This window comes from Streptomyces sp. NPDC055140 (assembly GCF_053607285.1).
In genome coordinates this window covers 136,858-150,016 of record NZ_JBSGTG010000006.1, presented here as the reverse complement: position 1 = coordinate 150,016, position 13,159 = coordinate 136,858, and the positions used below count along the sequence as shown (strand labels likewise).

General features: G+C 70.1%; 12 protein-coding genes. 9 read left to right on the top strand and 3 right to left on the bottom strand.

Annotated features, from left to right (window positions below):
- Positions 1-74: 74 nt before the first annotated feature.
- On the bottom strand, positions 75-611 hold the full coding sequence (locus ACWFR4_RS14510) for a helix-turn-helix domain-containing protein (protein WP_453652671.1): 537 nt from the start codon (positions 609-611) through the stop codon (positions 75-77).
- Between the two features lie 503 nt (positions 612-1,114).
- Between ACWFR4_RS14510 and ACWFR4_RS14505 the strand changes: the two genes are divergently transcribed.
- The 6 genes from ACWFR4_RS14505 to ACWFR4_RS14480 all read left to right on the top strand — a co-directional run bounded on the left by ACWFR4_RS14505 (position 1,115) and on the right by ACWFR4_RS14480 (position 7,233).
- A complete protein-coding gene (locus tag ACWFR4_RS14505; protein WP_453652669.1) occupies positions 1,115-2,107 on the top strand; it encodes an ABC transporter substrate-binding protein in 993 nt (330 codons plus the stop codon).
- Positions 2,104-2,970, top strand: coding sequence for an ABC transporter permease (locus tag ACWFR4_RS14500; RefSeq protein ID WP_453652667.1), 867 nt, complete (start codon positions 2,104-2,106; stop codon positions 2,968-2,970). Before ACWFR4_RS14505 ends, ACWFR4_RS14500 begins: the two co-directional genes overlap by 4 nt.
- Positions 2,946-3,689: an ABC transporter ATP-binding protein gene (locus ACWFR4_RS14495; protein ID WP_453652665.1), complete on the top strand. Its 744-nt coding sequence runs from the start codon at positions 2,946-2,948 to the stop codon at positions 3,687-3,689. Before ACWFR4_RS14500 ends, ACWFR4_RS14495 begins: the two co-directional genes overlap by 25 nt.
- A 122-nt stretch (positions 3,690-3,811) precedes the next feature.
- Complete coding sequence (locus ACWFR4_RS14490; RefSeq protein ID WP_453652663.1) at positions 3,812-4,636, top strand: TauD/TfdA dioxygenase family protein; 825 nt, start codon at positions 3,812-3,814, stop codon at positions 4,634-4,636.
- Entirely contained in the window at positions 4,637-6,166 is a 1,530-nt protein-coding gene (locus tag ACWFR4_RS14485; protein ID WP_453652661.1) for an MFS transporter, read from the top strand. It abuts the gene before it with no gap.
- Entirely contained in the window at positions 6,163-7,233 is a 1,071-nt protein-coding gene (locus tag ACWFR4_RS14480) for an LLM class flavin-dependent oxidoreductase (protein WP_453652659.1), read from the top strand. Before ACWFR4_RS14485 ends, ACWFR4_RS14480 begins: the two co-directional genes overlap by 4 nt.
- A 110-nt stretch (positions 7,234-7,343) precedes the next feature.
- Here ACWFR4_RS14480 and ACWFR4_RS14475 read toward each other — a convergent pair whose 3' ends face one another.
- Positions 7,344-7,898 (bottom strand): MarR family winged helix-turn-helix transcriptional regulator, encoded by a 555-nt coding sequence (locus ACWFR4_RS14475; RefSeq protein ID WP_453652657.1) that lies wholly within the window; start codon positions 7,896-7,898, stop codon positions 7,344-7,346.
- Between the two features lie 246 nt (positions 7,899-8,144).
- On the opposite strand from ACWFR4_RS14475, the gene ACWFR4_RS14470 reads away from it, so the two are divergent.
- Both ACWFR4_RS14470 and ACWFR4_RS14465 read left to right on the top strand, forming a co-directional pair.
- Positions 8,145-10,355, top strand: coding sequence for an MFS transporter (locus ACWFR4_RS14470; RefSeq protein ID WP_453652655.1), 2,211 nt, complete (start codon positions 8,145-8,147; stop codon positions 10,353-10,355).
- Entirely contained in the window at positions 10,352-10,738 is a 387-nt protein-coding gene (locus ACWFR4_RS14465) for a RidA family protein (RefSeq protein ID WP_453456122.1), read from the top strand. The genes ACWFR4_RS14470 and ACWFR4_RS14465 overlap by 4 nt, the downstream gene beginning before the upstream one ends.
- Before the next feature lie 364 nt (positions 10,739-11,102).
- Here ACWFR4_RS14465 and ACWFR4_RS14460 read toward each other — a convergent pair whose 3' ends face one another.
- The gene (locus ACWFR4_RS14460) at positions 11,103-11,672 is read right to left on the bottom strand and encodes a TetR/AcrR family transcriptional regulator (protein WP_453468564.1); all 570 of its coding nucleotides are present in this window, start codon (positions 11,670-11,672) and stop codon (positions 11,103-11,105) included.
- Between the two features lie 65 nt (positions 11,673-11,737).
- On the opposite strand from ACWFR4_RS14460, the gene ACWFR4_RS14455 reads away from it, so the two are divergent.
- A complete protein-coding gene (locus tag ACWFR4_RS14455; RefSeq protein WP_453468565.1) occupies positions 11,738-13,129 on the top strand; it encodes a carboxypeptidase regulatory-like domain-containing protein in 1,392 nt (463 codons plus the stop codon).
- Positions 13,130-13,159 lie beyond the last annotated feature (30 nt).

Below are 13,159 nucleotides of genomic sequence, written 5' to 3'. Positions count from 1 at the left end.
AGCAGTCGAGTCATGTGCCCGTCAATGGGTGGGAGGCGGCCGTCGCTTTGGGGCCGGCCGTCGACTGGTGAGGGTCACCGACTCGGCGGTGTCACGCTCACCAGGAACCGTGCGGGCTCGCTGCCCTCGTTGACGTATCGGTGCGGGACTCGGGAGTCGAAGGTGCAGCTGTCCCCGGGCCTCAGCTCGTGGCGGCCGTCGCCCGCCTCGACGACCAGACTGCCGCTCAGCACCACCACGCACTCCTCCGAGGGGTGGCTGTAGCGCTCCTCCGAGGACGCGCCTCCCGGTTCCAGCACGCCCTCAAGTACCTCGAGGCGTGCGGAGCCGGCCGAGACACGTGTGTACTCGATCCCGCCCTGCGGCGAACGCACCACGATCCGGCGATCGCGACGCACCAGCGCGACGTCGTCCGGATCGTCCTGCCGGAACAGGTCGAAAAGAGGGAGCCCGAGGGCGGCGGAGAGCCTGCGCAGCGTCTCCAGGCTGGGATCGGTCAGGCCGCGTTCGACCTGACTGACCAGACCGGTCGACACCCCGGCGTGCGAGGCCAGGTCCCGTACGGTCATCTTGCGGGACTGGCGCAGCTCGCGTATCCGGTTGCCGATCACGCGGTGAGGGTAGCTCAGCCCGTACTTCGAGGAGAGCGTCGGCCACATCCGGCTCCCGCAGACGGTCGGCGACGTGTGGCCCGATTCCTGTCGGACGGCGACAAGGACCGGAAACCCGCCGGCGCGCACATGGCAGGGCCATGAAGGCGGCATTGCAGCGCGGTGACAGTCAACTCCCCTCTCTTGATGAGAGCTCGGCCGGTGGATAACTTCAGTGGCATGTGGATCTGCAGGCGGTTCCGGAAGCGACGGGCCATCGATCTGATGCGCGTCGCCACCGCGGTGTGTAGCTGACCTCCTCTCTGCGCTGAGCCTGGCCGCTCGGCGCCCCGCCGCACTGCTCCGCTCGATTCCCATTTCACGCCTGCGCTCCCTTTCGCCCTGCGCTGAGGCGTGCCCCTCGTCCCGTGAAGGCACGAATGTCCCCACGTACCGCCATACCCGCATCCCTGCGCATCGGCGCAATGACCGCTGTCGCCGTATCCCTTCTGCTGACCGCGTGTGTGAGCAACACGCAATCCACGGCGACCAGTGAGAATGTCGCGGCGAGGAAGATCCCGGCCAAGGTCTCCGCCGACACCTCTCTGACCGTCGGCGCGCCCGATCTCAAAGTCGCCCTGGAACTGTCGGGTCAGATCCACAAGCTGCCCTTCAAGGTGAAATGGGCCAATATCAGCGGCGGCCCGCAGTGCTCCGAAGCGTTCCGGGCCGACGCGCTCGACATCTGCTCGGCGGCGGAGATTCCGTCGATCAACGCCCACTGGACGGGCCTGGACACCAAGCTCGTGGCGGCGAAGTTCCGCAAGGATCCGACCGCGTACCCGATCTACGAGCTGGGGATCGCTCCGGGCGCTCACATCAAGACCCTCGCCGACCTTCGCGGGAAGAAGATCGCCTACAGCCCCGGGCAGGCGCAGGGGGCGCTCGTACTGCGGATCCTGAAGAAGGCCGGTCTCACCCAGCAGGACGTCGACCTCGTCGAACTGGCCAGTACCGGTGACGTCTATCCCACCGCTCTGGGAAATCGTCAGGTGGATGCCGCGCCCATCGCCGACGTCAATATCAAGCGCTATCTGACGAAATACGGCAGGGATGGCGGCACGACCATCAAGCACGGTCTCCGCGACGACCCGGGGCACTTGTGGGCGCTCACCGATTCCGTGAGCAATGCGCAGAAGTCCGCTGCCGTCAGAGAACTCATCAAGTTCTGGGCGCGAGCGGACATCTGGATCGACGAACACCCCAAGCAGTGGATCGACGGCTATTACGTCAAGGACCAGGGGTTGAGCCGCGAGGACGGTGAATACCTCGTCGAAAGGTCCGGGCACCCGGACTTTCCCGCGGACTGGACCGGCGCCATCGAACGCCAGCAGCAGACCGTGGACCTGCTGGCGAAGGAGCAGAAGCACAAGGCCTTCGACGCGGGGATCCTCTTCGACCGCCGATACGAGCGCGTCGCCGCCGACGCCGTTGCCGGTGAAGGGAAGACGTCATGAGCACCACGGCTTTCGACCACAGGGCGGCGACCGCGACGGCGACGGACGACGCCGCGGTCTCCTCTCCTCGCCTGCGCCCACGGGCACGCAAGAGGTTGGGGCCGGGCCGCCCCATCCCCTACGGCTGGGCGCTCGGCCCGCTGCTGCTCCTCGCGGTGTGGGTGGCCGGCTCCGGCGCCGGACTCATCGACGCCCGCAGTCTGCCCGCACCCTGGACCATCGCCGGCACCGCGGGCGACCTCATCGCCGACGGCAGGCTGCAGTCCAACTTCGCCACCTCCGCCGGGCGGGCCCTGCTCGGCCTGGTCTTCGGTACGGCCGCGGGTCTGCTGCTCGCGCTCGTCTCCGGACTGAGCCGCCTCGGCGAGGGGATCGTCGACGGGCCGGTGCAGATCAAGCGGGCGATCCCCTCGCTGGCACTGATCCCTCTGCTCGTCCTCTGGTTCGGCATCGGCGAGACGATGAAGGTCATCACGATCGCGCTCGGCGTCTTCGTCCCGATCTACATCCACACCCACAACGGGCTGCGCACCATCGACAACCGCTATTCCGAACTCGCCGAGACGGTGCGGCTGAGCAGGATCCAGTTCGTCCGGCATGTCGTCCTGCCGGGTGCGCTGCCCGGGTTCCTGCTGGGACTGCGGTTCGCGGTGACCGCCGCCTGGCTGGCGCTGGTCGTCGTCGAGCAGGTCAACGCCACCAGCGGCATCGGCTACATGATGGAACTCGCGCGGACCTACGGACAGACGGACGTGATCATCGTCGGTCTCGTCGTGTACGGACTCCTCGGGCTCGTCTCCGATGCCCTGGTACGGCTTGTGGAGAGGAGGACCCTGTCATGGCGGCGGACGCTGGCGGGCTGACCGCGACCGAGGACCGCACGACGGTCCGCATCAAAGATCTGGTACGCACGCTCGGCGGGCGCCGCGTGCTCGACGACCTCGAACTGAGCATCGTCCCGGGCGAGTTCGTGGCCCTGCTCGGACGCAGTGGCTCCGGCAAGAGCACCCTGCTCAGGGCGCTGGCCGGCCTCGACCACGACGTGGCGGGAAGCGGTGAACTGGCCGCCCCCGATGACGTGTCGGTGGTCTTCCAGGACGCGCGGCTGCTCCCGTGGAAGCGGCTGCTCGAGAACGTGGTTCTGGGCCTGCCAGGCCCGGACGCCGAACAGCGGGGCCGCACCGCCCTGGCCGAAGTCGGCCTCGAAGGCCGCGAGCGGGCCTGGCCCGTCGAGCTGTCCGGCGGCGAGCAGCAGCGGGTCTCGCTCGCCCGCTCCCTCGTCCGCGAGCCTCAACTCCTGCTCGCGGACGAGCCGTTCGGGGCACTCGACGCCCTCACCCGTATCCGGATGCACACCCTGCTACGGCAGCTGTGTGAGCGGCACCGGCCCGCCGTACTGCTGGTCACCCACGACGTCGACGAGGCCATCGCCCTGGCCGACCGGGTGGCCGTCCTCGACGAGGGCCGGATCGCGGTCGACATCCCGGTCGACCTCCCCGCGCCGCGCAGCCACGGCGGCCCCGAGTACACGGCACTGCGGAAGCGCCTGCTCGCCCGCCTCGGCGTGGAAGCAGCGGGCTGACCGCCCCCGACCCGGGGAGCCCAGCACGTCTCACCCCGCCCGCCGGCTGACCGCCTCCAATCAGGGGGCCCAGCACGTCTCACCCCGGCACGACCCGCACCGTACAAAGAGGAGAAGAAGCCATGACCACCGTCGCCACTTTCGACATCCTCAGGGCAGGACCGCGCTTCGGCGCGGAGATCACCGGCGTCGACCTGACCGCCCCCGTCGACGAGACCACCGCCGACGCACTGCGACAGGCCTTCCGGAACCACAAGGTGCTGGTGTTCCGCGACCAGCACCTGACACCCGATCAGCACGTCGCCGCCGTACGGATCTTCGCCGAACCCTTCGACCACCCCACCGCCGCGAAGGACGAAGTCAATCCGCTGGTCTACCCGTACAACGTGCGGCAGACCGGCAAGGCCAGCACCTGGCACATCGGCGGCCTGTGGCGTGACCCGGTCTTCGCCATCGAGTCGCTGACGTACGAGGTGGTGCCCGAGCTCGGCGGCCACACTCTGTGGGCGGACCTGCAGGCGGCGTACGACGATCTGTCGGAGCCGTTCAAGGAGCTCCTGGAGTCCGTGAGCGCGGTGTACGACGGCAACGCGGAGAACTACGCGCAGGGCAGCAAGAAGACCGCGAGCGGACCGACCGTCGAGCACCCGGTCGTCCTGGCCCATCCGGCCACCGGCCGCAAGGGCCTGTTCATCAGCACCTCGGCGATCGGCCTCACCGGCGTGACCCCCGCGGAGAGCAAGGCGCTGCTCGACCACCTGCTGCGGCACGCCTCCTCGCCGAACTACACGATCCGCTTCGGCTGGCAGCCCGGCGACTTCGTCCTCTGGGACAACCGCGCCACCTGGCACTACGCCGTCGACGACTACGGCGACGGGGCGCGCGTCTACCGCAAGGTCATCGGCGTGGAGCCGGAGGGGGGCCTCGTGCCGGGAGCGCGTTCCTGAATGATCCCGGGAGAGGACCGCGCCGCCCGGCGCGTGCTGCTGGCCTGCCTGGCCGCGGGCGCGACGACCCTGCTGGACCAGGCAGTTCTGAACATCGCGGTGCCGAGCATGCGGCAGGCCCTCGGGGCGGGTGCCGGCGACGTGCAGTGGATCGTGGCCGGATACTCGTTGGCCTTCGGTCTGGCGCTCGTCCCGGGTGGCAGCCTCGGTGACGCACACGGGCGCAAGCGGTTCTTCCTCGCCGGCGTGGCCGTCTTCCTCCTCGCGGGGGTGGCGGCCGCGACCGCCGGCGGGCCCGGCACACTGATCGCCGCCCGACTGGTGCAAGGCGCCGCCGCGGGACTCGTCAACTCCCAGGTGATCGGCACCCTCCAGGACGTCTTCCACGGCCAGGACCGGGGCCGAGCCCTGGGCCTGTACGCGGTGACGGCCGGCGTGGCCACCGCCCTGGGGCCACCGCTGGGCGGCGCGCTCGTTGCCGGCCTCGGCCCCCAACTGGGCTGGCGCTGCTGCCTGTTGCTCAGCGTGCCGTGCGCGATGCTCACGCTGGCCCTGGCGGCGCGGTGGCTGCCGCCGCCCCGGCGCACCGCCCGCGACCCGAGCCTCGACGTCCTCGGCCTCGCGCTGGCATGCGGCTGCGCGCTGACGCTCATGGTGCCGTTCATCCGCACCCCGGGCAGCGGAGGAAAGGCACTCCTGTGGGCGGCCGCGGTGACTGCCCTGGCGGTCGCACTGACCGCCCACCAGCGACTGCGCGCACGACGCGGACGACACCCCCTGCTGCATCCCGCCCTCAGGACGTCGAGGCCGTACCTGCTGGGCACCGCCGTCGCCATGGCACAGTTCGGCGCCTCACTCGCCTCGGCGCTGGTGCTCACCGTCTTCCTCCAGGAAGGACTCGGCCTCTCCGCCCTGCTCACGGCGGCCGTCACCCTTCCCTCGGCGCTCGCGATGGGCGTCGCCTCGGCGCTGGCCTGGCGGGTGGTGCGCCGCATCGGCCCGCACACGGTGACCCTCGGTCTCGCCCTCGGAATCGGCGCTGCCCTGGCCGGCGCGGCGGTTGCGCTCGCCGTGCCGTCGGCGGGGCTCCCATTGGCGTGCGCCGGTGTGCAGGTGCTGACCGGCGCCGCCTCGGGACTCACGGTCTCGCCCAACCAGACCCAGGTCCTGCACCACGCACCCGCCGAAGCGGCCGGAATAGCCGGCGGCATCCTGCAGATGGCGCAGCGGATCGCGGCAGCGGTCTGCCTCAGCGCGGTCTCGGCGGTGTATCTCCACTCAGTGCCGCCACCCCCGGGAGGCAGCGGCCCCCGATCCGCGTACGCGCTCGCCTCGTGTGTCTGCGCCGGGCTGCTCGCGGTGGCTCTCGTGCTGTCACGACTGCGCGGGGCAGCGCTGAAAGCAGCCCTCCACGGCGACCCATCAGCACGTGAACTCGACACACCCCAGGGCCACTTGCTCCCACATACCCCTACCGGCCGGCCCCCTGCCGCCCCGCCACCGCCCGAACAACGATCGGAAGCACGATGACCCCGCAATTCCTCTGGTACATCCCCAACACCGTCCAGCCGGGACACCGCGGTGACGACACCACATCCGGCTGGGGATCCATCGAGTACTCGACCGAACTCGCCCGCACGGCGGAAGCCCACGACTGGGACGGCGCCTTGCTCGGCACCGGATGGGGACGCCCGGACACCTTCACCGTCGCCACCGCCCTGGCCGCGCGCACCACCACGTTCAAGCCCCTGATCGCCGTCCGCCCCGGCTACTGGCAGCCCGCGAACTTCGCCAGCGCGGCCGCCACTCTCGACCAGCTCAGCCGCGGCCGCGTCCTGGTCAACATCGTCAGCGGCCTGGACACCCCGGCCGCCTACGGCGACACCACCGTCGACCCCGCCGCGCGCTACGCCCGCACCCAGGAGTTCCTGCATCTCGTACGCCGCCTGTGGACCGAGGAGAACGTCACCTTCCACGGCGAGCACTTCCAGGTCACCGGCTCCACGGTCGGCCCGCGCCCCTACGCCACCGCCGAGCGGGCCCATCCGACCCTCTACTTCGGCGGCGCGTCCGAAGCCGCCGAACGCGTCTCGGCGACCGAGGCCGATGTGCAGCTCTTCTGGGGCGAACCGCTCGACGGAATCGCCGAACGCATCGCCCGCCTGAAGGAGTTGAGCGAGCGGGTGGGGCGCCGCCATGCGCCGCTGGAGTACGGTCTGCGGATCACCACCGTGGTACGCGACACCACGGAGGAGGCGTGGCGCGCGGCGGAGGAGAAGGTCGCGAAGATGGCGGCCGACGCGGGCGAGATCGACACCTGGATGGGCAACCGCAGAACAGCGGTCGGCCAACGGCGGCTGCTCGACCTCACCGAACGCGGCGAGGTCCTCGACACCTGCCTGTACACCGCGCCGGGCAGGTTCGGCGGTGGGGGAGCGGCGACCACGTGGCTCGTCGGCTCACCCGACGACGTGGCCGCGGCACTCAACGCCTACCGTGCGCTCGGCATCACGCACTTCGTCCTGTCCGACACCCCCTACAAGGAGGAGACCCGCCGCATCGGTGACCAGCTGATGCCCAGGCTGCGGGAAGCGTGAGGTCCGGCACTCCGTCACCATCCTGGGCATGGCCCTATGCCGGTGCAGAACGCCTGTGCAGCGAGGCGAACAGCGTACGCATTCTGTGTGCCAGCGAGGCCGTGTGACCGTCAGGGGAGTCGGGCCGGGCCTTCCTGGTCGAGGAGGATCTTCTTCAGGATCTGCGCGGCCGCACTGAACTCCTCTGCCGACAGAGAGCGGATCAGTTCCCGCTGGCAAGAGAGAACTTCGCCGAACGCCTCGTCGATCACCTCCCTGCCCGCTGTGGTGAGTTCGACCACGACAATGCGACGGTCGCCGGGGTCCGGGGTGCGGGTGATCCAGTCGCGGTGCTCCAGGGACTTGAGGCGTGTCGTCATCGTCCCGGAGGTCACGAGCATGACCGCCATCAGGTCCCCGGGGGTGGACCGCCGTCGTGGCTCTCGTCGCAGCGCCGCCAGCATGTCGAAGGACCAAGGCTCCAGACCGAAGCGGGACAACGTCTTGTCGCGGTCACGGTCGAAGAGCCGGGTGATGCGCAGCATGCGGCTGACCACCTCGAGGCTGCGCACCTCGGCCTCTGGCAGGCAGGCCCGCCAGAGGCCGATCATCTCGTCGATCGCGTCGAGGGGCTCGCCGTGAGGCTTGCCCGCGGTCTGTTCGCCCGCTGCGTGTGCCGATTCCACTGGGTCTCCCTGATGCCGTCGTCCGGATCGCATCCGAAAGATATCTTGACGCTCAAGAGAAGTCCATGGAAGCTAACCGGCAGCCGTCGGTCGGCACCGATCCACCCCCGGAAGTCCGGGGACATGGGGCTTGCTGTGCCCTGCCGCCGTACGTCGGTCGTGAACTCTGTGCTGTCCCGCCCCTGATGCGATGCGCCGACCGCCGCTTTGTCGGCGGTGGCTCCCGCACGCCCTGAACGAGAAGTGGTGGTCATCGTGGTAGTCGAGGACTCGGTCTACGCGAAAGTGGGGAGACGCATCATCCCCCTCCTGTTCGCGCTGTGGCTGGTCAACTTCCTGGACCGGGCGAACGTCGGCTTCGCCGCCCTGCAGATGAACGAGGAACTGCAGCTGTCGCCCGCCGTCTACGGCTTCGGAGCGGGGGCCTTCTTCTTCGGCTACCTCGCTCTCGAAGTCCCCGCCAACATGCTGCTGCTGCGCTTCGGCGCGCGCCGCTGGATCGCCCGCATAGCGATCACGTGGGGGCTCGTCTCCATGGCACAGGCCCTGGTCGTCGGCCCGACCAGCTATGTCGCGGTCCGTGTCGCCCTGGGCTTCGCAGAGGCCGGATTCCTGCCCGCGATGCTCTACCACCTGACGCTGTGGTTTCCCGCCGAGCGCCGGGCCAAGGCGATCGGCCAGGCCATGTCCGCCAACGTGATCGCCATCGTGGTCGGGGCGCCATTGTCCGGACTGATGCTCACCTACCTGGACGGCGCCGCCGGGCTGGGTGGTTGGCAGTGGCTCTTCGTCGTCGAGGGCGCTCTCGCGGTGGTGCTCGGCTTCGTCACGCTGCGCTCCTTGACCGAGCGCCCGGACCAGGCCCGTTGGCTCGCCGAGGAGGAGCGATCCTGGCTGGCGGCACGGATGGCCGAGGACGCCACGGCCGCCGGTGCGCAGGGCAACCACTCGCTGAAGGACGCGCTGAGGCTCCCCATCGTCTACCTCCTCGGCGCGCTGTACTTCTGCTGGGGCATCGGCTTCTACGGGGTCGTCCTGTGGGCCCCGCAGATCATTGCGCAACTCTCCAGCGGCTCCATGCTCCAGACCAGTCTGCTGACGGCCGTCCCCTTCGCCCTGGGAGCGGTGGCGATGATCCTCAACGGCCGGCACTCGGACCGTACCGGGGAGCGGCGCTGGCATGTGACGATCCCGCTGCTGGCCGGTGCGCTGGGCCTGGCCGCGGGATCGGTGGTGCCCGGAGCGGCCGCGAGCTTCGCCGCGCTGTGCGTCACCGTGGTCGGCGTCTCCGCGGGCCTGGGCGTGTTCTGGTCGGTACCCGCGCAGTTCCTCGTGGGACGCGCGGCCGCCCGGAGGCCTGGCCGTCATCAACACGATCAGCAGCTTCTCCGGCTTCTGCGGACCGTACCTGGTGGGATTCGTCCGCGGCAGCACCGGCAGCTTCACCGCCGCCATGGTCGTCCTGGGGGCGAGTGCCGGCGTCGCCGCCCTTCTCTCCTTCGTCCTGCTGCGCACACTCGGCCCGGCCGGGGCCAAAACCCCGGCGGCCGCCGAGGCCGGCCTTCCCGAGGGCGACCCGGTCGCATGACACACTCCGCGGATCTCACGCTCTGCGCCGCCCACAACCCCGACGGACAGCCCCCGCTCCCGTTGGACGTCGCTGTCGGCTACGCCCGCACGGTCATGGACTGGGACGCCCAGGGCACCGATCCCACAGTGCGCGCCGCACGGGACATCGCCTACGGGCCCCACCCACTACACCGGTACAACGTCTTCGCCCCCCAGAGCGCCGAACAGGCTCCGGTCCTGGTCTTCTGCCACGGCGGCGGCTGGACCAACGGCTACCGACAGTGGGTGACCTTCATGAGCCGGGCCGCGTGCTCGCTCGGCCTCGTCCTGGTCGCCCCCTCCTACCGGCTCGCCCCGGCCCACCCGCTGCCCGCCGGGCTCGAGGACGCGCTCGCCGCGCTCGCACACCTCAGGGACGGCATCGGCGCGTTTGGCGGAGACCCGGACCGGCTCCTCCTGGCCGGCCACTCCGCCGGGGGCCAGATCGCCGCGCTCACCGCCCTGCTGGCCCCCGACGGCGTCGTGGCCTGCCTGCCGGTCAGCGGAATCATGGACCTGCGACATCCCGCCCCGCCCCCAGGCAGCCTGGAGGAGCTCGTCTACACGACGGTGCTTGCCGAGCCCGGCCTTGACGCCGCGATGAGCCCGGTGTGCAGGGTCACCGAACCGGGGGCGGTCCCCTTCCTGCTCACGTACGGAGAACACGACACCGACCGGGTCATCCGCTCCAACCGGGCCCTGGCCGCCCAGTTGGCCGACCACCAGGTGTCAGTGGACCTGGTCGAGATAGCCGGTGCCGACCACTTCGAGACCCACACCGCTCTGCGTTCCCCCGACCACACGTGGTACCGGCGGCTCGCCGGGATACCGAGAAGGAGCACGGCGTGATCACCCCTGTCGACACCGGACTGCCCATCCCCGACCAGCCGTTCTCCTGGGCGGTGACCGCCGCGGGGACGCTCTTCACCGCCCACGGTCCGGTGCGCCCGGACGGCAGCATCGACACCGGTCCCGTGGAGGCACAGACCCGGCAGACGCTGGACAACCTGCGCCGCTCGGCCGAGGCGGCCGGAGCCGGCCTCGGAGACGTCGCCCAGGTCCTGCTCTTCCTGACCGACCCGGCCGACATCCCGCTGGTCGACGCCGTCTACCGGGAGTACTTCGGCGCCCCCTACCCGAACCGCTGCTGCGTCGTGGTGGCTGCCCTGGCGCCCCCTGGCATGCGGATCGAGCTGATGGCTCATGTGACGCTCGTCCGCCCGGGAGTGTAGGACGAACGGCTCCGACCCGTGAACCGGCGTGAAACGAGTGGTGACCGCATGGCATCCGAGACGCCAACTCCCTTGTGAAGAAGGCGCTTTCGCCAAGCTCGGCGGTCGACAGCACCTGGGCGTGCGCGCCCAGGTGCTGTCGGCGAGCAAAGGGGGGCGGGGACCGGCGCGGCCAGGTCCTGGCGCTCGATACGGTGGGCGTTCGCCCCGGACCAGCTCGCAGTGCGCGTTGGTGTACCCCTGACGGGCCGCGGGCCCCACCGGCTTTCGAGACCACGACCAGGCCGTCATCCGGCACCCGCACGTCGGCGGTCTCGGCGTGGGGCTACTCAATACCTCATGCACCGGTAGCTCGCGTACCGGTTCACCGCCTCGGCTCGACCACCGTCTCGATGAGGTGGAAGGCCGCCGCGTCGGTGCGGGCCGCGTCATCCGTCACCAGGCGGTCCTGGCACAGGCCCCGTAGGCCGGAGACGAGAAGAGTCGCCCGTTCGCGGGCCACCTCTCTCGGGTGGCCCAGGCGGCCGACGGCGTCCGCGATCGGGCCGATCATGACCTCGACGGTCTCGCGGGCCAGATCTCCGTACTCGTCCGGATCCGTCGCGGCCAGGCTCAGAAGCTGGAGCAGCATCCGGATGGGCCCGGCCTGCTCGCCCACCGTGATCGCCTTCCACAGTGCGCGGGCCGACCGGCGCAGGTCCGCGGCGTTCTCGACGGTGTCGAACATCGCGTGGGCATCGGGTCGGCTTGCTGCCAGAGCCCGGGCCAACAGATTTCTCCGGCTGCCGAAGTAGTAGAGCAGCATGCGCTTCGTCGTGCCGATCTCCTCGGCGAGCGGGCTCAGCGACAGGTTCGCGAGGCCGTGGCGCTGCACGTACTCCACCACTTGACCGAGGAGTTCGGCGCGCTTCTCGCTGTTCATCGGACGGGACACATTTTGAACGTACCGCACGGTACATGTATCGTCCAATCGTTATTCATGTGCCGATCGGTACATCTATGGATGCGGGAACGGAGCGCGACACGGTGGAGAACGGCGCACAACCGCGCGTGGCGGTGGCGAAGGCCCTGGCCGAGGCGGCCTGGTTCCCCGCGGTCCTCTTTCTGGGGGTGATCTTCTTCTTCGCGCCCGCCCTGCACGCGCCCGGGCCGCACCACATGAAGGTGGTCGTGGCCGGAGGCGCCGAGGCGGACCGGGTCGACGCGAAGCTGCGCGCGCAGACCGCCGGCGGATTCGACGTCACGGCCGTGGCCGATCGAGAGCAGGCGCGGCAGGCTGTCCTGGACCGGGACGCCTTCGCGGGATACGCCGTCGACGGGGGGCATCCGGTGCTCTACGTCGCGAAGGCCAACGGCGCGTCGCTGGAACAGACCTTGATCACGTCCTTCAGCAAGGTCGCCGGCACGGCAGACCCGCTCACGGTTCGTGACGTCGCTCCGACCACGGCCAAGGACCCGATGGGCTCGACCGTGCTCTACTTCGGCATCGCATGGAACATCCCGGCCTACATCCTCGCCACGACGCTGCTGCGCGCGGTCACCCTCAACCGTCGCCGCAAGCTGCTGGCCCTGGCGGTCGTCGCCGCGGTGTTCAGCACCGTCGGCTACGCGGTGGGGGTCGGCCTGGGTTACCTGAACCCCGACCCGTCCGTGATGGCTGTCGCCTTCCTGCTCACCACGGCGGTGGCCACGACTGCCTCCGGACTCGCGCCCTTCACCGGCCGGTTCCTGCCCGCGGTCGGTATGACGCTCTTCATCGTCATGTCCATCCCCACGAGCGGAGGAGCGGTGCCCGCTCCACTGCTGCCGGAGTTCTATCAGGACGTGCACGCCGTCATGCCCTTGGCGAACGCCATCGACGCGCTGCGCGGCATCTTGTACTTCGGCGGCGCGGGCGTCCTCAAGCCGGTCCTCGTGCTGTGCGGATGGATCGCCGGGGGAGTAGCGCTGCTCGCACTCGACCATGTGCGCCACAAGCGTGCTGCGATCGAGGAGGCCGTCGCCGAGCCGCCTGCGGATGACCCCGCTCTCGAGACGCCCGTACCCATCGCACTCCCGGTCCACCGGCACCACTTCGGCGAAACGGTGCCCGCGCTGGCCGGCACGGTCCGCGGCGTCGACCGCGAGCCGGTGCGCGGCGCGGTGGTGGTCGTTCTGGACAGCAGGGGGCGGCAATTGGTCAATACTGTCACGGACGGACAGGGACGCTACGCCGTCGCGGGTCTACCCGAGGGGCACCTCGGCATCGTGGCGTCGGCGCCCGGGCGGCACCCGCTGGCCCTGCGCAAGTTGCTGCGGGCGGGCGAGACGGTGGACGCGGACTTCACGCTGCGGGGGCGCGAGGAAAGTGCGGTCGACACGGAATCCGGCAGAGTGACAGCCTCCCGCTGACTGCGAGCCGGGGGCAAGGGGTCGCAGGTT

Excerpts from the sequence above, each read along its gene's own strand:
- ACWFR4_RS14455 (WP_453468565.1), top strand. The coding sequence starts at position 11,738 with ATGGATGCGGGAACGGAGCGCGACACGGTGGAGAACGGCGCACAACCG.
- ACWFR4_RS14495 (WP_453652665.1), top strand. The coding sequence starts at position 2,946 with ATGGCGGCGGACGCTGGCGGGCTGACCGCGACCGAGGACCGCACGACG.
- ACWFR4_RS14480 (WP_453652659.1), top strand. The coding sequence starts at position 6,163 with ATGACCCCGCAATTCCTCTGGTACATCCCCAACACCGTCCAGCCGGGA.
- ACWFR4_RS14485 (WP_453652661.1), top strand. The coding sequence starts at position 4,637 with ATGATCCCGGGAGAGGACCGCGCCGCCCGGCGCGTGCTGCTGGCCTGC.
- ACWFR4_RS14500 (WP_453652667.1), top strand. The coding sequence starts at position 2,104 with ATGAGCACCACGGCTTTCGACCACAGGGCGGCGACCGCGACGGCGACG.
- ACWFR4_RS14490 (WP_453652663.1), top strand. The coding sequence starts at position 3,812 with ATGACCACCGTCGCCACTTTCGACATCCTCAGGGCAGGACCGCGCTTC.